Here is a 19,038-nt window from a genome sequence, read left to right as displayed (position 1 = left end):
CCCTTGGGCAAGAGCGATTGCCTTTAAAGGCGGTGATGCACCTTTAAATACCGCATCCATCAATAAAAACAGCGCTATAGCGTAGTTGGCGTGACCGGAGCCAAGTGAGGTCCTATGACAGCCAAAGAGCAGTTCTTAACCAATCAGCAGCGGTACCAACCGTTAATATTGCCGCAACGATTCTCCGATGAGGAAATGGTTCGCGATTGGACGCTAAGCCGTCGTGATTGCGAGGTCGTCAACAAGTATCGCAAGCAATATCGCCTGGGATTTGCCATCCAACTGTGTGCCATGCGCCTCTATGGCCGGTTTCTAAACCAGCTTCATGATCTTTCGCCACGAGTGATCAGCTATCTGAGTAGTCAACTCGATCTTCCTCCTACGCTAACGGTGGAAGTGCCCGAAAGAGAAGCCACGGTGTTGGAACACCGGAACAATATCCTCAAGTACCTGGGCTTTCATCGGTTTGACGACAAAGTGGAAGCAGATCTGGACCGCTGGATTGAAGAACATGCCCAACAGGGACTGCTTCCGGATGAACTTTTTCACCGGGCAGAACGCCACCTTCTGTTGAAACGTATTGTTTTACCTGGCCCCACGACGATCGAAAGACAGATCATCCGCATATGTAACCAGGTACACGCTCAGCTTTTTGAGCAAGTGTTTGATCAGATGTCGCCGGAATTACGCGATGCCATTGACGATTTGTTGCAAGCCACCGACGGCAATCAACGAACCTACTTCAACCAACTCAAAGAGTACCCGCCGGGTGCGAAAATATCATCACTGAAACGCTATTTGGAACGCTATGACAATCTGGTGTCCACCGGCATTAATGAGTTCGAAGAAAAGGTCATTGATACCGCTTTTCTTAACTACCTGTACCGACTGACCAAGCGTTACAGCGCTAAGGACATGAAGCGCTTCAAGGACCATAAGCGCTATGCATTGATGGTTTGCTTCCTGTTGGAATCCCGCAAGATCCTGTTGGATCATCTGGTCAAAATGCATGATCAGTACATGACAGAGCTATGCCGGCAAACCAAAAACAGCCACGACAAAAAACACAAGGAGTTTCGCAAGCGCCAAAAGAAAGCCATCGATGCTGTGCTTGAAACCACGCATGTTTTGCTGGAATGGCCGGATGAACAGCCATTGTACAAGAAGGACTTGTGGCAACGCATTGACGAGAAACATCTGCTGGCATCCATTGACGACCTGCACATTTTTAAACGCCTGGAGGAACGCGGCTACTGCGATTTGTTGCTGGCCCGTTATCCCAGTTTGCGAAAATATTTTGCCGACTTTATCCGGTTACCATTTGAAGTGGCTAAAGGTTCCGGGCCGCTGATAAAAGCTATTGAGTTCGTCCGGAAATTGGATGATGGCGACCTGAAAAAGCTACCCGAGAACACACCGACAGCATTCATTCCCCGCGAACTACGCCGCAGCCTTAAAGATCAAGCCGATAACATCAATCGCAACGTTTGGGAAATGGGATTGGCTCTCGCTATGAAAGACGCCTTGCGTTCCGGCGATTTGTACTTGCCGCAGAGTAAGCAGCATGTTTCGTTCTGGGATCTCACCTTAAATGAACCCAGTTGGGATGAAACCAGACAGGCTGTCTATACCGAACTTCAACAGCCTCCACCGCACGAAGTTCGAGCCGCCATTTCAACGCAGTTCCACGAATCAGTCTCTGAAGCGAAAAAGCTGTTCGGCCTGGACAACTTCGCGGAAATTCAAAACGGCCGATTGAAACTCAAACGTGATGACAAGCTCGAGGTCCCGGATAAAGTCAACCAACTGCAAAAAGTGATCGATGCACATATGCCCAGCATACGTATCGAACAGCTTCTGATGGAAGTAGATCAAATGACACATTACAGCCGTCATTTTGTCCCTATCCAGCACCATCAATCGCGCCCCAAAGCCTTTTACAAAAGCCTGATGGCCGCCATTATTTCGCAGGCCACCAACCTGGGTGTCGTATCCATGAGCAATAGCGTTAAAGGTGTGACCGTCGATATGCTCCGGCATATCCTGCAATACTATATTCGAGAGGAAACCCTGATCAACGCCAGTGCTGAAATTGTGTATCAACACCATGAGCTGCCGTTGAGTGCGGTGCACGGAACCGGTACATTGTCCTCATCGGATGCGCAACGCTTTAAAATCCGCGCCGACAGCCTGTTGGCTTCTTACTATCCCCGCTACTACGGTTATTATGAAAAAGCCATCGGGATCTACACCCACGTTTCCGATCAATATTCAGTGTTCAGCACCAAGATTATTTCCTGTAGCCCGCGTGAAGCGCTGTATGTTTTGGACGGCCTGCTGGAGAACAACACGATTCTGAAAATCCGGGAGCACACCACCGATACACATGGCTATACCGAAATCGTCTTCGCACTCTGTCATTTGCTCGGATTCTACTTTATGCCACGCATTCGGGATCTCAAAGATCAGCAGCTTTACCGTATTGACAAAACCGTCGATTACGGCGACCTCAACCATTTACTCACCAAAACAGCCGATCTGGCCATCATTGAGGAACAGTGGGAATATATGATGCGAGTGGCGATTTCACTGAAGCAGAAAACTGCGCCAGCACACGTCATCGTCCAACGATTAACCAATAGTTCACCTTCGGATCGCCTCACCAAAGCCTTTACGAACTTGGGGCGGATTATCAAGACCGAATACATTCTGCGGTACCTGACTGACAAAGAACTCCGTCAAACCGTCCAACGGCAACTGAATAAAGGGGAATACCGACATAAACTGCCGCGCTGGATATTCTTTGCGGATCAGGGTGAATTCACCACAGGCGACTATGAAGAAATCATGAACAAGGCCAGTAGTCTCAGCTTTGTGTCCAATGCCATTCTGTACTGGAACACCATCAAGATAAGCGACATTGTGGAGCAGCTTCGGCAGCAAGGGGAGGAAATCGACGACGAGACCTTATCTCATATCTCGTTGTTGCCCTATAAGCATGTGTTACCCAACGGTACATACTTTATTGAAGATGAGGAGAAGGGATGATTCGCCGGAAACCTACGGTTTCGACGTGGTCACTGGGTTCAAAACCGTAGGTTCTCGTTCAAATGCCCCCGCGGGTCCTTACTGGATTTACTTCGAACTGCTGTGGCGTGAGTTTTTCTACTGGCTACAGTGTAAATACGGCGCTAAGTGGTTTCGCTTTAGCGGCATTCAAGGTAAAACGCCTTCCACTTCACATTGCCCTGAGACCTTTAGGCATTGGTGCGAGGGTAAAACCGGATACCCAATTGTAGATGCGTGTATGCGACAACTTGCAGAGACGGGATATATGTCGAACCGCGGCAGACAACTTGTTGCCAGTTGCTTTGTGCACGAGCTTCGACAAGACTGGCGATACGGTGCAGCATGGTTTGAACACCAGTTAGTTGACTACGATGTGGGTAGCAACTGGGGAAACTGGCTTTACCTTGCTGGTGTGGGGAGTGACCCTCGTGGACACAGGCAATTCAACCTACAAAAGCAGACTGAAATCTACGACCCGGCAGGCCAATTTCGCAACAAATGGCTGTAGTTATTTAACGGTATGGTGTCAAATGAATGTAAAGGGGCTAGCTCTACAGAGAGAGTCACGGTTATCTGGATAAAGCGAGACCTTCGCTTACGTGATCACGAACCTTTTTATCGCGCTGTAGAAGCGGGTGAAAAATTGCTCCCACTGTTTTGTTGGGAACCTTCGGTTATTGCAGACCCGCATATGGATATTCGTCATTGGCGATTTATGCAGCAAAGTGTTGATGACATCAATAGCCAATTACCCTCTTATGCACGTGTTTTGACCTTGAACTGTGAAGTAATAGAAGCACTTGAACTCATTGCTCAAAATTACAACATTGGCGCGGTTAGGAGTTACCAAGAGACAGGTCTTTCGGTTACGCATAACCGTGATGTTGTTGTTTACAAATATCTGAAAAATAAAGCTATTTCATTTACTGAATATCAGTATGGTGCAGTATTGCGTGGGTTGCCCCATCGAGCGCATTGGCAGCAAAACTGGGAGCGTCATTTTGCAGCTGCCACTTATGATTTTGATATAGAAGCTGCAAAATGGGTTAATTGGCGTGAGCATGCTAGTCTTAAAAAAGCGTCTAAATCTATTGAGGAAATAGCTGAATTAAAATACTTTCCATCCGACCGACCTAAAGACTATTCTGACAGAGGTGAATGTAACGTATACAAGTCTGAGTACACCAAAAATGAAGTCGCATCCGATATTGCTTCAATGCAACCTGGCGGTGAAAAACGTGCTTGGCAAGTGTTAAAAAACTTTTTCAGCCATCGTGGGCAGTACTATCACCAGCATATTTCAAAGCCTGAATATGCACGTCGAGCATGTTCGCGATTGAGCCCATATCTCGCATGGGGCAATATTTCGATAAAGCAGGTATATCAAAGCGTTCAACTAGAAAAGCAAGCTAAGAAAGCTTTACCAACTTCACAGCGCAAACAGTGGAGTCGCGCCCTATCTGCCTTAACATCGAGACTGCACTGGCACTGTCACTTTATTCAAAAATTTGAAAGCGAAGCCAGTATCGAGTGGCGACCTATGAATAGCGCATACGAAAAATTTCCTTTCATAGATGGACCTGAAGCTGAACGACGCTTTTATCGCTGGTCGACTGGCCGTACTGGATACCCATTGGTAGACGCATGCATGCGAGCACTAAAACATACTGGTTATATTAACTTTCGGATGCGAGCAATGGTAACCAGTTTTTTGTGCCACCACTTAAATGTGCATTGGTTAAAAGCGGCTCACTATCTAGCTTCTCAATTTTTAGATTTTGAGCCCGGTATCCATTACCCACAAATACAAATGCAGGCGAGTGTTACTGGTATTCACACTGTGCGCCTTTACAACCCAGCGACACAGTCACAAAAGCTAGACCCCGAGGGTGTCTTTATAAAGAAGTGGGTACCTGAGTTGGCGAGTCTACCTAATGAAGCGGTTCATGCTCCCTATTTACTACCGCCATTAGAAGCGCAGATGTTGGACTTTAATATTGACCGTGATTATATCGCACCAATTATAGATATCTCTCAAAATAACCGCATGACTGCAAAAAGGTTGTGGGACTTTCGAGAGCGCGATGATGTCATTGAAGAAGCGCAGCGCATAGTTAGGCGTCATACCATGCAAAATAGTCCAAGCCGCGCGTGGTTAAACAATAAAGTCAATAAAACAACTTAACGGTTATTTTTTCTAAGCCATTCATTTAAAAGCTTAATTTGGCCACACTTGTAGGCAGCATACATAAGTCGCATAGCATTAGACATAGCTTCGCTGTCGGTCCAACCTGTTTTATCTCGGATTTCGTCATAGCATACTTTTGCTTCTGGACTAACATAACCTCTCACTAACTTTTTCCCTGCGTCTTTTTGTCTCTCTCTAAAGCGTCTTTGTTTATCAGCGTTTGCTTTTGCTCTATCTACAGGGCTTTTTTTACTGGTTTTTTTTGTTGTTTGATCTGTCATAGTTTTCACACATAGATACGATATTGTGAAGTGTAGTTTAATCGCTGTTTATAAATTGAACTTGTAGGGCGATATCCGTACGGTTAAATTAACTTTGAGTATCTTAGCACGCGTTTTTCTTCAGAAAAATGACTGTTCAGAGTTGTTTGGCGTACAAGTGTTCGCTAAATTAACACCGTCACTTTAATAACAACAATGAGTTGGGAATGTCAGAGAAGAAAAGTAGTTTTAACAAAGAAGATTTATTGGCATGTAGTCGCGGTGAAATGTTTGGTCCGGGCAACAGTCAACTACCAGCCCCTAATATGCTGATGATGGACCGCGTAGTTTCAATTACTGAAGATGGCGGCGAACATGGAAAAGGCGAAATTATTGCTGAATTAGATATCACGCCAGATTTATGGTTTTTTGACTGCCACTTTCCAGGCGACCCTGTTATGCCTGGCTGTCTTGGCCTAGATGCAATGTGGCAGCTTGTGGGTTTCTTCCTTGGTTGGAGTGGCGGCCCTGGAAAAGGTCGTGCGCTTGGTGTTGGTGAAGTTAAGTTTACCGGCCAAATACTCCCCACAGCTAAAAAGGTCACTTATAAGATCACGATGAAGCGTGTGATTAAGCGTAAACTCTTTATGGGTATGGCTGATGGCTCGGTTGAAGTCGACGGTCGCGAAATCTATGTTGCGAAAGATTTGAAAGTAGGCTTGTTCCAAGATACATCGAATTTTTAATCGCTTTTTAATCGACATTGAATAACAAGCGATAGAACTAAAAAAGCCCCTTTTCAGGGGCTTTCCTTTTTGCATAATCAGTTCATAAAAGAGAAGTGTTATTTAACACTTAAACCTAAGTGTCTATCTTCTACTGCCTCACGCCATCCACCTAACCACTGTGAACGTGCATCGTTTTGCTGAAATGGACAATTTTCCTTTGAACGACCGCTGATACCAGCTTGATAGCCTTTAGAATGGGCGCGAGTCATTTTATCTCTTTTTTGTCTTTTCATTGATTAGCCTCTTTTGTTTGTTGAATGTACAACAAATCATTTTCACGAGCGCTCTACATCATATCGGTTGATAGTGCCGGAAAATTAATTGCGTACATTACTGTGATAGTGCAATTAACAAAATGGTTCAAGAAAAATATAAAATTAAAACGCTTGACAAGCTTTAAATAAATGAAGTTTCGATGAAATTTATGTTACATTTTTTATGCATAAATATGTCTATTTTTTTATTTTTTTGGCATAAAAAAAGCCACACGAATGTGGCTTTCTAAAGCGGTCTAAAAATCGACCATAGAGTTCTATTGTTTCCTAAAACGTCTACGTACAAACGCCGCAGCAAATAAACCGAAAAATGCGAGCCAACCCGTTGATGCACCGCTGCGCTCAAATGGTTGTTCGTCTTCAGGTACTTCACAATCATCGACAGAGCCATTAGCCAATGGCGTAAGCTTAACCGCTACAATAGAGTCAACTAATTGTGTCTCTCCGCTTGAGTTAATAATGTCAACGCCAGTTATGTATTTACTGTTTGTTTTAATACGCGCATTGGCGATAATTTCGTTATCGTCATTGATATCAACTGCTTCAATCAATTCATAAGTATTGTCACAAGACACTAGATCATTGAGATCTAAGAACTCTTCTGTATCGATATTGTACATAAACGCTGCAGTTTCACGTAGGGTGTCGGTTGTCGCTTCAACATCCGCCTTGCCCACCACAATATTGTTATTGTTGATAGCGTTTGCAGTCACACCTGCACTGACGAAGAATCCATCTGGATATTTCTGTTCTTGGGTATCTAGGTTGTAAACAAAAAGGCGTGAACGTGCGATATCGCTTCGCGAACGAAGCACTGCACCTGTTACCCAGTTCTCATCATTAATAGCAATGGCTTGGCTGATAATATTCTCCTCTCGAGGAAGGAGTTCAATAGTTTCGCCGTCTCTAAATACAGTGGCAACACGCTCGCTTTCTGTTAATCCAGACTGGTTAGGGCGAGTAATCGTAATACGATCACCTGTTAGCCCCTCACCAACGGCAATACCCTGATTATTGATGTCATAAGCATAAGTAAAATAGTGTGCTGAGTCATCTTCATCTGGCTCAAATAACAGCGGATACGTATCTGTGCTGATCACATCACCATTAACGTCAATTTGCCAAATCGTGGCATTAACCTCAGACAATAAAACGAAGCCGGGCAAATAGTTTGTGGATGTATTCAAGTAGTAGCTTGAGATGCGCGGTACCGAAAAATCACCATTGTAAACGGTAAAAAGACAACGTCCTTCAGACTGGTCACCACGAAGCTCTGCGTCGGCACAGGATTCAATTGCCTCATCGACACTGTCTTGGAAACTTACTGTACTGAAGCCTGCAACTTGCAGGTTCGAGTTGATTGCCCGGGCCGAAGAGAAACCGCCTGCTGTCGTGTCTACTGCTGGCAACGCTTTAGTCGCACCTGAGGTCTGAACAAAACCCTGCTGCGCTGATTCAGGGTAGGTATAATTGATGGTATTACCATTTTCATTCTCATAAGGGTCTAATACCACCAACCCAGATGAATCACCTACAATGAAGTTGCCATTCAGACTATCTCGGCCTATCGCTTCTACAGAACGCGTATAATCTTCGAACTTTTCAGTAACTTCGTCTAAACCCGGAACTAAAGAAATATCTTGGGTATCGGTGATATAGGTTCTATACGGTGCAAGCTTTTGACCAGTGACTGCATTGGCGTTGGCAAGCAGATAGTTAACAATAGATGAGTAATCTGCATCAGTGAATACACCTTGACGTGCGTCATCTTCGTTTTCTAAATCATCACCGTTAACATCGAAGAACGTGGTATCTTCTTCTAACTGCTCCACATCTATAGGTGGGTTGTATTCAAGTTGCACAACAGACAACATTTTGCCTGAATTATCAATTGAACGAGCAAAATTATTTCTAGCGGTATCCTGCAAAGGAAGAGGTGTCACTGAATAGGTCGCGGCAAATGCCGAAACACTTCCTGTTGTCAATAGAACGGCGGCGGCAAGCTGAGTTCGTTTCATTTAAAATCCTATTTACTGCTGATTATCTTCCAGCATACTTTCTAGTTCATCCCAGCGCGCATATTTCTGGGAAAGTAATTCTTCTTTATCTGCCAATTCGGCTAGTGCCTTGGCAGTAGTGTCACTGTCTTGTTTGAAAAAGTCTGGATGGTTAACTTTCTCTTGCATAGCCTCAAGTTCCTCTTCGAGCGCTTCCAGCTCTTTGGGTAAGGACTCAAGCTCACGCTGGTCTTTGTATGATAACTTTTTCGTCTTACGGGGAGAAGACTTAGCACTAGGACTGTCTGAAGCTGAATTAGTTTCATTCTTTACCTTGGCTTTTTCTTCCTTTTCGATTTGCTGACGTTTTTCCTGTTGTTCTTTATACCAGTTTTCTACGTCAGTGAAACCCCCAATAAACTCTCTGAGCAAACCATTACCTTCGAAAACCACGCTACTATTTGCTACGTTATCAACAAACTCCCTATCGTGGCTCACCAACAGAACAGTGCCGGTATATTCATTGAGTAAGGTTTCGAGCATTTCTAAGGTTTCAACATCAAGATCGTTAGTTGGCTCATCCAGCACAAGAACATTACTTGGCTTAAGCATAAGTTTGGCCAACATTAGGCGGTTCTTTTCACCACCAGATAGCGACTTAACCGGCGCATTAACGCGTTCAGGCGTGAATAGATAGTCTTGCAAGTAGCTGATAACGTGGCGCGGGTGGCCGTTCACCATAAGATCGCGCTTACCATCCCCTACAGCGTCAATAACAGTCTTTTCTAAATCTAATCCGTGTCGATGTTGATCGAAATAAGCGACTTCTAAATTAGTGCCCTGCTTGCAATTCCCACTATCAGGCTGTAACTCACCTAATAAAAGCTTGATGAGCGTACTTTTTCCGCTGCCGTTAGGCCCAATCAGGGCAAGCTTATCACCACGTAATACATTTAGGTTTAAGTCTTTAACAATAGGCTTACCTTCAATGCTATAGGTTAAGTCTTTTACCTCAAATACCATTTTGCCAGAGCGTACGCCTTGATGTTGATTGACAACGGCATTTCCTTGTACCGCTCTTCTTGCTTTGCGCTCTTCCCGGAGTTTTTTGAGTGCCCTTACTCGGCCCTCGTTGCGGGTACGACGGGCTTTAATACCCTGACGGATCCATACTTCTTCTTGCGCAAGCTTTTTATCAAACTCCGCGTTTTGGGACGCTTCGACCTCTAAGTCGTGCTGCTTTTTCTCAAGGTAGGTTTCGTAATTGCCTGGATAGCTGGTAACAGACCCGCGATCTAGGTCAATAATACGTGTCGCCATAGCGCGTATAAATGCACGGTCGTGGCTTACAAACACGATAGCACCCTGGTAATTGCTCAAGCTCGATTCAAGCCAGCGGATCATTTCAATATCAAGGTGGTTGGTAGGTTCATCTAACAGCAATAAATCAGGCTGTCTAACAAGCGCACGTGCTAACGCTGCTTTTCTACGCCAGCCCCCAGATAACGTCGATAACGATATCTCAGGGTCAAGTTTAAGCATAGTAAGCGTTTGTTCAATTTGCTGTTCGAACTGCCACGCATCTCTTGCTTCTAATTGTTCTTGTAGTCGTTGAAGTTTATTTAAATTAGCTTCACTTGGGTCTTCACCCACAATGCGCGTTTGATGGAAATAGGCTTTTAGCGTTTCACCTACGTCAGATAATCCCTCAGCAACGTAATCAAACAGAGTTACATCGGTTGTTTGTGGCGGGTCCTGCTCTAAACGAGCTATGACGGTATTATTCTCAATAATACGCTGGCCATCGTCGGCAATAATATCACCTGCGATAACTTTCATCAGCGTTGATTTACCGCTTCCGTTGCGACCTACCAAACATACACGCTCTTTAGGCTGTACGACAAGTTCAACACCATCTAAAAGCGGTGGATTTCCATAAATAACAGTGATGTTTTTTAACTGCAAAATGCTCACTGAAGAAACTCCTCTAAATCGGCTGCGGTAAAAGGCCAGCCAATTTCTTTTTCGTTATCTGCTCGTTTCAATACGGGGATCCTTGCACCGTATAAATGGTACAGCTCGGTGCTTGTACGAATATTTACTTTCGCAATTTCAAGTGACGAGAACTTGGATGTTTGCTGAAGTTCAACATCCGCTAGGTCACAGAGGCTACATTGAGGGCCCGTGTAAAAGATTATTTTCATGAACGTAGAATCCAACACTGGTGTATCTTACCTTTTCGGGCAAAATCTTCGGGTATGGTTTCGTGAGTAATATTTTCAATTGCTAAGCCAAGCGTAGCGATGGCTGACTCGTCTAACTTAAAACCACGTTTATTGTTAGAGAAGATTATAGTCCCCTGCTCTTTTAAACAGGCTTTGGCGTCGGTAAGCATTTTTACATGGTCGCGCTGAACATCCCACGTGTTCTGCATACGCTTTGAATTTGAAAACGACGGTGGGTCGATGAAAATAACGTCATATTTACCTTTGTGCGTACCCAACCATGTTGTGCAATCCGCTTGAATGAATGCGTGAGGCCCACTTAGTTTATTTAACGCTACGTTTTTCTTTGCCCATTCCAAGTAGGTATTCGACATGTCTACTGTGGTAACAGACTTGGCACCGCCCATGGCTGCAAAAACCGAGACACTACCTGTGTAGGAGAATAAATTAAGTACGTCTTTGTCTTTAGACAAGGCTTTTACTTTTTGACGGGTATTACGATGGTCTAGGAAAAGACCGGTATCTAAGTAATCAGTAAGGTTAACTAAAAAGCGAGCGTCGTTTTCAAACACTTCCATCATGTCACCTGACTGATTTATTTTTTCGTATTGCTTGGTCCCTTTTTGTTGGCTACGCACTTTAAGTGCAATATGCTTAGGGGATACGCCAGTTACGGCAGGCAGGTGCAGTAATACTTCTTGCAGACGTTTACGGGCTTTATCTTCCGATACGGTTTTCGGCGGTGCATATTCCTGAACAACCAGCCAATCACCATATCTATCAACGGCTACGTTATAATCAGGTAAGTCAGCATCGTAAATACGGTAGCAGTTTGTGTTTGCGCTTTTTATCCAGCCTTTCATGCGTTTAAGGTTTTTCTTAAGGCGATTTGCAAACTCGTGGTTGCTGGCATCTTCACTAAATTGGACCGTGTTTTGTTCATCAAGTACGTAATTGGCTAAGCGACACTCTAACTTACCATTATTCATAGCATAGTCTTTGGTGGCGCGAAGCTTTAATACGCGCAGTAAATCGCGGTTACTGCTAAGAAGCGACACATGCCAACCTTTCCACGCTTCTTTAAAGCGTTTACCCCAATCACTAAATAGTGGGATTAACGAAGTCAGTTCACCCAAACGCTCACCGTAAGGTGGGTTAGAGACAACGTAGCCCGGAGTGGCTACCGGTGGAGAAGACTTTGTTGCGTCTTGCTGTGAAAACGAAATATCGTTAAATACGCCTGCAAAATCAGCGTTGGCTTTAGCAATCGCCACCATTTTACGGCTGAAGTCACCGGCATAAATACCGCCGCAGTTTGGCTTTTGAACAGATATGGCATGCTCTACCAACTCTTCCCAAACTTTAGCTTCGTGGCCAAGCCACTTAGTAAAGCCCCAGTACGAACGCTTTATACCCGGCGCAATATTACGCGCAATATAGGCAGCTTCTATCGCAATGGTGCCTGAACCACACATTAAATCTACCAACGGCGCTTCGGTGTTTTCTGTCCAACCACTGCGCATAAGCATTGCGCTGGCGATATGCTCTTTAAGCGGGGCGTCACCGGTTTCTTGTCGATAAGCGCGTTGGTGTAAACTAGCTCCAGCTAGGTCGATACCCAAAATCACATTGTCACGGTGCAATCTGGCATATACAGAAATATCAGGGCTTTTGCGCTCGACAGATGGGCGAGGCAAACCTTGCTCTACGAATGAATCTACAATGGCGTCTTTCACTCTAACTGCACCAAACTGGGTGTTTTTGATAGCAAAGTTGGTGCCGATAAACTGTACAGATAAGGTATGACGTGAATCCATTTGCATCTGCCAGTCGATGCCCATCGCCGTGTTATAAAGTGCATCTGCATCGCCTGCTTTCCCCGATGCTAGTACCCAGATCACGCGGTTAGCTAACCGTGACCATAGGCAAAGTTTATACGCATCTTCTTTTGAGCCTTCAAACTGAATAGTGCCAGGGCCCTGCTTTATTTGTGCATCAGGGCAGAGACTTAGCACTTCTTGTTTTAATAGTTCGTCAAGACCGCGACTGGTCGTAACCAGAATAGTATTCATTCATGTACCTGTTTTTGATGTACGTACTTTATGAAAAAAGCACGTACACGAGAGATTGGTTTCGGGTGTAGTTAACTTAGATTGTATTATAACGCGTTTACTATGCGTTTAACGAGCGATGGGCCTTGATAAATAAAAGCCGAGTAGACCTGCACCAGAGATGCGCCAGCGTCCAAGCGTGCTTGTGCCGCTTCGGGTGAGTCAATACCACCAACGCCAATAATAGGAATAGCGCGGTCGAGTGCTTTGTTTAGCTTGCGTGTTACTTCTAAGCTCATATCCGTCATAACTGAGCCACTTAAACCGCCCATTTCCTCAGCGTGCTGTAATCCGGCAACGGCATCACGTGAAAGTGTCGTATTAGTAGCAATTACACCATCCATTTTGCTGTTAATTAGCGAAGCAGCAATACTGTCAATTTCCACATCGCTCAAATCTGGCGCTATTTTAATGAACAGCGGCACATATTTACCGTGGGTTTGCGTTAGCGTTTCCTGTGCTGCTTTTAGGCCAACTAAAAGCTTATCGAGCGCTTCACCGTATTGGAGATTTCTTAGGCCAGGTGTGTTCGGTGACGAAATGTTAATAGTGACGTAGCTTGCGTAAGGATAAACTTTATTTAAACAAATCAGGTAATCGTCGAGCGCATTCGCTTCTTCGGTATCTTTATTCTTACCAATATTAATACCAATAGGCCCTTTAAACTGAGCCTTTTTCACTTGTTCTACAAGATGATCAACACCTTTATTATTAAATCCCATGCGATTAATAATGGCGTGCTTTTCCGGAATTCTGAATAAACGAGGTTTTGGGTTTCCTGGCTGCGGACGAGGCGTTACTGTGCCTATCTCAACAAAACCAAATCCCATGCTGGCAAACGCATCAATACAATCGCCGTTCTTATCAAGACCTGCGGCGAGACCTACCGGGTTATCGAAGGTCATGCCTGCAACGGTAACGGGCTTTTTAATCGTCGGTGTGCTGTACATCCATTTCAGCGGTGTATGTTGGGTCTTGTTTAACCAGTTAATGGTGAAATCGTGACTTTTTTCAGGTTCACACTGAAGCAAGAATTTTTGCACTAGAGATTGCATGGTTATTATTACCGCTCGCTAATTAAGGGCCTGTTGATCATCAACGTATATTGCGCTTGCTTTTACAAACGATGCTGCAAAAATATACAGCAATGTTCAATCGGCCAATAAAAAGCCCTGATAAACAGGGCTTAAATCATTAAGGTGCGTGTATTCTAATGGTTAGACTTCACGCTTAAAAGCATCAATTCACGTAAAGCGACAGAAAATTTCGCAAATTCGTGCGTTGTACTGGTCTTAAACTCAGACATCATGTGATACCAGCGTTTAAGAAGGACCTGATTGCTTTCAATCCACTCATCAAGAATTTGATCTGCGCTACTTACGTCCTCGCGAGAAGCTAGCAGGTTAGCTGCAATGGAACGCTGCTGCCAATCTAACTCTTCACGATACGAGGCGCGAGCTAACGCTTGCCAGTGGTTGCTTACCGCCTGGTTGTTTATCTGATCTAAGAACCAGTGAAGTTCTAAACGAGAGCCTAGCTGATAGTAAAGCTTAGCGACTACATCGGTATCGTGCTTATCTGCTTCAACGATTTGTGCCAAGTCGAAGCTAGAGAACATATTTGAGAAACTCGCAACTTGATATGCAATATCTTGAGGTACACCTTTATCGATATATTTCTGCGTTGCCGCTTCTAATTGCGCATATTCACTTTCAACCAAGTAATGCTGTAAGTTTTTCGACAGTTTATCGAATGTACCGCGGTAGCTAGCAATGGCTTCTTCTATGGATTGCGCTTTATTGCCGTGGCGAATATACCAGCGCGAAGCGCGACGCATAATCCTGCGTGCTTCATCCAACATTTTAAGCTGTAGCTGAGCTGGAATAACGTTATCCAGTTGTTCGATGCGCTCCCACAGCGTCTTCATGTTAAAGATACCGTGAACAATTGCGTATGCGTCAGCAATTTCGCTCACACTTGCGCCAGTTTCTTCCTGCATTCTAAACACGAAGTTAAGGCCCATGTCGTTAACCATGTTATTGGTTAACTTAGTCGCAATAATTTCGCTTCTTAGCGGGTGCTGTTGCATGTGTGTTGCGAATTTTTCGCGAAGCACTTTAGGGAATGCTTCTACTAACAACTTACCGTGGTAAGGGTTGTCAGTAATTTCCGGAATATTAAGCGCATCTTTAAGTACCATTTTGCCGTAAGCAATCAATACGCTTAACTCTGGGCGGGTTAAACCTTGATCCGAGGCTACGCGATCAGAAATCTCATCGTCACTTGGAATAAATTCCAATTCACGGTTTAGCTGACCTTCACGCTCAAGACCGTGGATAAAGCGAAGCTGTTCTTTAAGTTGCTTAACGCCAGCTAACTCAGTAATAGAGATAGACTGAGTTTGACGGTAGCAGTCTTTCAGTACAATTCGACTTACATCGTCGGTCATATCGTAAAGCAGCTTGTTACGTTGTTTGAGCGTAAGCTCACCGTCGTTAACTAGGCTGTTAAGAAGGATTTTGATGTTTACTTCGTTATCTGAGCAATCAACCCCACCTACGTTATCGATGAAGTCAGTGTTAACTCGGCCACCGTTAGACGCATACTCGATACGACCTAATTGGGTCAAGCCTAAGTTGCCACCCTCACCCACGATTTTAGCTTGAACGTCGCGGCCATTAACCCGTAAATCATCATTCGCACGATCGCCCACTTCAGAGTGAGATTCTTTCTTACTCTTGATATAGGTACCGATACCGCCGTTCCACAGTAAGTCGACAGGCATTTTCAATATATTATGAATAAGCTCGTTAGGGGTCATGGTAAGCTGGCGCGTACCCAACCATTTCTTCATTTCGGGCGTCAGCTTGATAGACTTAGACGCGCGGCTAAATACACCACCGCCTTTCGAAATCAGCTTACTGTCGTAGTCTTCCCAGCTCAAACTCGGGTTTTCGAATAAACGCTGCCGCTCTTTATAACTTGCTGCTGCATCTGGACTTGGGTCGAAGAAAATATGTAAATGGTTAAACGCAGCGATTAGTCGCGTATGCTCTGATAACAACATACCGTTACCAAACACGTCTCCAGCCATATCGCCCACACCCACAGCGGTGAAGTCAGTGGTCTGGCAGTCAATACCTATTTCTCTAAAGTGACGCTTAACTGATTCCCAACCGCCGCGCGCAGTTATACCCATTTTCTTGTGGTCGTAACCTATGCTGCCACCCGAGGCAAATGCATCGCCCAACCAGAAGCCAAATTCTTCTGCAATACCGTTGGCAATATCTGAGAAGGTAGCAGTACCTTTATCTGCCGCGACAACCAAATACGGGTCGTCATCATCAAGGCGAACAACATCTTTTGGCGGTACTATTTCGCCATTTACAATATTATCGGTTATATCCAGTAAGCTTGTGATGAAGGTTCGATAACATGCCTGACCTTCAGCTTGTATAGCGGCACGGCCTTCACCTACTGGCAAGTTTTTACAGACAAAGCCACCTTTCGCACCAACAGGGACAATAACTGTGTTTTTAACCTGCTGTGCTTTAACCAGACCTAAAACTTCGGTTCTAAAGTCTTCTTGACGGTCAGACCAGCGAAGGCCACCACGGGCAACCTTACCGCCACGTAGATGCACACCTTCAACGCGAGGGCTGTATACAAAGATTTCAAACTTTGGCAGCGGAAGCGGCATTTCAGGGATCAGTTCAGGCATCATCTTAAATGACACATAAGACTTTTCATTACCCGCATCGTCAAGTTGATAGAAGTTTGTGCGCAAGGTTGCTGACATCATATCTAAGTAACGACGGATAATACGGTCGTCATCAAGATTACTTACGCTGTCTAGCTGCGCTTTTATCGCTTCTAAAATAGCGTCTTCTTTTTTCTGGTTACGCCTCTTCTTAGGGTTAAAGCGTTGGTCGAAGAAGTCGACAAGTAAGCGCGCGATATCTGGGTAATTAGAAAGGGTATTCGCAATGTAATCGCGACTGAATGAGCTGCCTGTTTGGCGCATATATTTAGCATAGGCGCGCAGTATGGTGACCTTTCGGCCCGTCATATTTGCGCCTAGAATAAGGCGGTTAAACGCGTCATCTTCTAACGTTTTATACCACACCTTTGCAAAGGCATCTTGGAAGAGGATTTGCGCGTTTTCCATGTCAAAGTGTTGCCCACTTTTGTGCAACATGGTGAAATCCATTACCCAGTTACGTTCGCCCTCTGAACACGTTATTTTATAAGGACTTTCATCAATTACGCGTAACCCAAAGTTCTCGAGCATGGGTAACACGTCAGACAAATGAATAGGTTCTGCGCGGTGGAAAAGCTTAAGCTTAACAACTTGGCTGTCTGCGTCCTCTTCTTGAGGGCGATAGAACAACATGTCCAACGTATGGTTGTCGTCAAGCATCTCTAGCTTGCCAATATCAACTAGCGCTGCTGATGGAAGGTTATGTTCCATGTAGCTACGAGAAAACGCATTGTTGTACTTACGCTCAAGGGCTTTGCCAGATGCTTCACCGTGCGCAGCTGAAATAGCTGACGCGAGTCTGTCATTCCAGGTTTTGGTCAACTCAATAATGTTTTGCTCTATTTCCTTCACATCGAATTCCGCGTTGTTGTCGTTGACTCTTGCAATGTAATGCGTACGGGCATACACCGACTCTGAGAAGAAGGTGGTAAATTCCACTTCTTCAGTTGCACCTAAAGACGCCTTAAGTAGCGCTTGTGTTTCTTTGCGCAGTTGAGTGTTGTAGCGCTCTCTCGGTACAAACACCATACAAGAAAAGAAACGACCAAATGTATCTTTGCGGATAAACAAACGTGAAATACCGCGCTCTTGCATTTGGAAAATACCCATTACAATTTGCGCAAGTTCTTCCGCTGGCGTTTGTAACAATTCGTCACGTGGATAGGTTTCTATGATGTTAGCGAACGCTTTATAGGCGTGTGTGCCAGGCTCAAAACCAGATAGCTCACAAATACGCTTGATTTTTTCACGTAAAATCGGAAGCTGAGTTACGCTGTTGTTATAGAAAGAGGCAGAATACAGACCTAAGAAGCGGTGCTCACCAACAACCTGACCTTCTTTGTTAAATACCTTCACGCCTACATAGTCCATATATGCAGGACGATGTACCCGCGCACGTGAGTTGGTTTTTGTAAGAATTAACGGATTTTTACTTAATGCTTCAGCTCTTGCCGACGCAGGTAAGCGTGATAACAAGCGCTCGCGGTCGTTCACTGAGTTTTTGAGAAGGCCTAAGCTGGTATCATTTCTTGGGATCCATCTGTGGTCCCCCTCAATTGCCTTAACGTCATAATAGCGATATCCCATCATGGTAAAGTTGTGATCGCCTAACCATTCTAGGTATGCCTTGGTCTGTTTCTTTGCATCTGCAGACACTGGCCAATTATACTTAGCGTTGTTTTTGATAACGTCTTGCAAGGTATTCGTCATATCTTGCCAGTCTTTAACCGCCAAAGACACTTCATCAACCACCGAGAAAAGCTCTTTGGTTAACGCGTCGATATCTTTCTTCGATGTCTGGGTATCAATTTCGATGAAAATGACAGTCTCTTTTTTAGCACCATCAAGGCTCTGGCCAGGCTCGGCAAACGCTTCAACTTTGTTTGCACTGTCTCGTTTTATGCCAATTGGGCTGTGAAGGAAAAGGTGTGCGGTAATGTTTAACCGGTTAAGCAGCATTCGAACAGAGTCAACCAAGAACGGCATATCTGATACGATAATTTCTACGATGGTGTGGCTAGAGTGCCATCCGTGTTTGGCAATTTCCGGATTAAATACGCGTATATATGGCGATGCGTGTTCAAACTTTGCTAAGCCATTCCATAAACTTAATGTTGCTCCATAAAGGTCGCTGTCGTTGCGATTTTCTAAGTCGTCGCTTGATATGTTTTTATACAACAGACGTCCGAATTGCTGCACAAGAGACTTCTGCTTGGTATCTACTTTTTTATCAATAAGTGCAAATACGTTTTCTAGCAGTACTGAGTGTCGCTGTGAGGTGACTGTCATTTGTTAACCTTTTTTGAATGTCGTAATACCAATTCAAATTGGTATAAGTGCCGAGTACCTAACTATTTTCTCTAAT

11 protein-coding genes and 1 pseudogene are annotated in these 19,038 nt (G+C 44.6%); 4 read left to right on the top strand and 8 right to left on the bottom strand.

What is annotated here, in order from left to right; all coding sequences use genetic code 11:
- Positions 1-114 precede the first annotated feature (114 nt).
- The 3 genes and pseudogenes from ACX5KA_RS04245 (at position 115) to ACX5KA_RS04235 (ending at position 5,254) form a co-directional block, all read left to right on the top strand.
- Positions 115-3,048, top strand: a complete 2,934-nt coding sequence (locus ACX5KA_RS04245) for a Tn3 family transposase (protein WP_020744760.1) — start codon at positions 115-117, stop codon at positions 3,046-3,048.
- Positions 3,049-3,127: 79 nt separating this feature from the next.
- Positions 3,128-3,577 (top strand): annotated as a pseudogene (locus tag ACX5KA_RS04240) (FAD-binding domain-containing protein); the annotation flags it as partial.
- A 12-nt stretch (positions 3,578-3,589) separates the two neighbouring features.
- The gene (locus ACX5KA_RS04235; RefSeq protein WP_458730494.1) at positions 3,590-5,254 is read left to right on the top strand and encodes a cryptochrome/deoxyribodipyrimidine photo-lyase family protein; all 1,665 of its coding nucleotides are present in this window, start codon (positions 3,590-3,592) and stop codon (positions 5,252-5,254) included.
- Here ACX5KA_RS04235 and ACX5KA_RS04230 read toward each other — a convergent pair.
- On the bottom strand, positions 5,251-5,538 hold the full coding sequence (locus tag ACX5KA_RS04230; RefSeq protein ID WP_039220163.1) for a hypothetical protein: 288 nt from the start codon (positions 5,536-5,538) through the stop codon (positions 5,251-5,253). The two genes, ACX5KA_RS04235 and ACX5KA_RS04230, sit on opposite strands and share 4 nt — an antisense overlap.
- 206 nt (positions 5,539-5,744) lie before the next feature.
- On the opposite strand from ACX5KA_RS04230, the gene fabA reads away from it, so the two are divergent.
- The gene (gene fabA, locus ACX5KA_RS04225; RefSeq protein ID WP_334020676.1) at positions 5,745-6,263 is read left to right on the top strand and encodes a bifunctional 3-hydroxydecanoyl-ACP dehydratase/trans-2-decenoyl-ACP isomerase; all 519 of its coding nucleotides are present in this window, start codon (positions 5,745-5,747) and stop codon (positions 6,261-6,263) included.
- Positions 6,264-6,361: 98 nt separating this feature from the next.
- Here fabA and rmf read toward each other — a convergent pair whose 3' ends face one another.
- The 7 genes from rmf to ACX5KA_RS04190 form a co-directional block, all read right to left on the bottom strand.
- On the bottom strand, positions 6,362-6,538 hold the full coding sequence (gene rmf, locus ACX5KA_RS04220; RefSeq protein WP_039220169.1) for a ribosome modulation factor: 177 nt from the start codon (positions 6,536-6,538) through the stop codon (positions 6,362-6,364).
- Positions 6,539-6,837: 299 nt separating this feature from the next.
- Complete coding sequence (locus ACX5KA_RS04215; RefSeq protein WP_458730493.1) at positions 6,838-8,598, bottom strand: DUF3466 family protein; 1,761 nt, start codon at positions 8,596-8,598, stop codon at positions 6,838-6,840.
- Between the two features lie 12 nt (positions 8,599-8,610).
- The gene (uup, locus tag ACX5KA_RS04210) at positions 8,611-10,551 is read right to left on the bottom strand and encodes an ATP-binding cassette ATPase Uup (RefSeq protein WP_458730492.1); all 1,941 of its coding nucleotides are present in this window, start codon (positions 10,549-10,551) and stop codon (positions 8,611-8,613) included.
- A complete protein-coding gene (locus ACX5KA_RS04205) occupies positions 10,548-10,781 on the bottom strand; it encodes a glutaredoxin family protein (protein ID WP_039220177.1) in 234 nt (77 codons plus the stop codon). The genes uup and ACX5KA_RS04205 overlap by 4 nt, the downstream gene beginning before the upstream one ends.
- Positions 10,778-12,874, bottom strand: coding sequence for a bifunctional 23S rRNA (guanine(2069)-N(7))-methyltransferase RlmK/23S rRNA (guanine(2445)-N(2))-methyltransferase RlmL (gene rlmKL / locus ACX5KA_RS04200; protein WP_458730491.1), 2,097 nt, complete (start codon positions 12,872-12,874; stop codon positions 10,778-10,780). The genes ACX5KA_RS04205 and rlmKL overlap by 4 nt, the downstream gene beginning before the upstream one ends.
- A gap of 86 nt (positions 12,875-12,960) precedes the next feature.
- Complete coding sequence (pyrD, locus tag ACX5KA_RS04195; protein WP_014949553.1) at positions 12,961-13,968, bottom strand: quinone-dependent dihydroorotate dehydrogenase; 1,008 nt, start codon at positions 13,966-13,968, stop codon at positions 12,961-12,963.
- A 155-nt stretch (positions 13,969-14,123) separates the two neighbouring features.
- Entirely contained in the window at positions 14,124-18,962 is a 4,839-nt protein-coding gene (locus ACX5KA_RS04190) for an NAD-glutamate dehydrogenase (RefSeq protein ID WP_458730490.1), read from the bottom strand.
- Between the last annotated feature and the right edge of the window lie 76 nt (positions 18,963-19,038).

The organism is Alteromonas alvinellae (assembly GCF_902705805.1).
Note: the sequence above shows the minus strand (reverse complement) of the source record. Positions and strands in the feature narration are given on the sequence as shown.

What these genes read in the sequence shown, in the direction of transcription:
- ACX5KA_RS04245 (WP_020744760.1), top strand. Translation starts at nt 115, where the DNA reads ATGACAGCCAAAGAGCAGTTCTTAACCAATCAGCAGCGGTACCAACCG.
- ACX5KA_RS04235 (WP_458730494.1), top strand. Translation starts at nt 3,590, where the DNA reads ATGGTGTCAAATGAATGTAAAGGGGCTAGCTCTACAGAGAGAGTCACG.
- ACX5KA_RS04230 (WP_039220163.1), bottom strand. Translation starts at nt 5,538, where the DNA reads ATGACAGATCAAACAACAAAAAAAACCAGTAAAAAAAGCCCTGTAGAT.
- fabA (WP_334020676.1), top strand. Translation starts at nt 5,745, where the DNA reads ATGTCAGAGAAGAAAAGTAGTTTTAACAAAGAAGATTTATTGGCATGT.
- rmf (WP_039220169.1), bottom strand. Translation starts at nt 6,538, where the DNA reads ATGAAAAGACAAAAAAGAGATAAAATGACTCGCGCCCATTCTAAAGGC.
- ACX5KA_RS04215 (WP_458730493.1), bottom strand. Translation starts at nt 8,598, where the DNA reads ATGAAACGAACTCAGCTTGCCGCCGCCGTTCTATTGACAACAGGAAGT.
- ACX5KA_RS04205 (WP_039220177.1), bottom strand. Translation starts at nt 10,781, where the DNA reads ATGAAAATAATCTTTTACACGGGCCCTCAATGTAGCCTCTGTGACCTA.
- rlmKL (WP_458730491.1), bottom strand. Translation starts at nt 12,874, where the DNA reads ATGAATACTATTCTGGTTACGACCAGTCGCGGTCTTGACGAACTATTA.
- pyrD (WP_014949553.1), bottom strand. Translation starts at nt 13,968, where the DNA reads ATGCAATCTCTAGTGCAAAAATTCTTGCTTCAGTGTGAACCTGAAAAA.
- ACX5KA_RS04190 (WP_458730490.1), bottom strand. Translation starts at nt 18,962, where the DNA reads ATGACAGTCACCTCACAGCGACACTCAGTACTGCTAGAAAACGTATTT.